This is a genomic window from Bartonella sp. AA89HNZF, assembly GCF_042196905.1.
Lineage (GTDB): Bacteria > Pseudomonadota > Alphaproteobacteria > Rhizobiales > Rhizobiaceae > Bartonella.
In genome coordinates this window covers 1-530 of sequence record NZ_JBHIRD010000143.1, presented here as the reverse complement: position 1 = coordinate 530, position 530 = coordinate 1, and the positions used below count along the sequence as shown (strand labels likewise).

General features: G+C 39.8%; 1 protein-coding gene. It reads left to right on the top strand.

Annotated elements, in window-relative coordinates; genetic code table 11:
- Positions 1-15: 15 nt before the first annotated feature.
- Positions 16-530 (top strand): type IV secretion system protein (locus ACFIN0_RS10190; protein WP_375702500.1); only part of this gene is annotated, 515 nt, incomplete at its 3' end.

The window sequence follows — 530 nt, the reverse complement described above, 5'->3', positions numbered from 1 at the left end:
TTAAAGAGGAATTCCATGGACTTTACAGTGTTCACGCAACTTTTCAATAAAATTGATCAGATAACAAAAACATATGTCACGGACATTTCCTCAAAAACAATAGCTACAATTACACCCTTTGTATCAATCGGTATCACAATCGCTTTCATCATCTATGGTTGGCTCATCATTCGGGGTGCTATCGATATGCCACTTTCCGGATTCGTAAACCGTTTCCTGCGGATAAGTATTATTACTTCAATAGCTCTTACCACAGGACTTTATCAGAATGAAATTGCCAATTTGATAACACAAATGCCCTATGAGTTATCAAAGGCACTCATAACAAATCCACTCGATGATACACAATTAATGAATTTACTTGACAAAGCAGCAACCAAAGGATTCCAATATGCAGGCCGTCTTTTCCAAGAAACCGTCTTCTTCGAAGCCAATGGATTGCTTTACAGTCTCTTAGGAATCCTCATCTTGCTAGCAACAAGCCTCGTAGTCGCAATCGGTGGGGGTCTCGTCCTTCTGACAAAAATCGC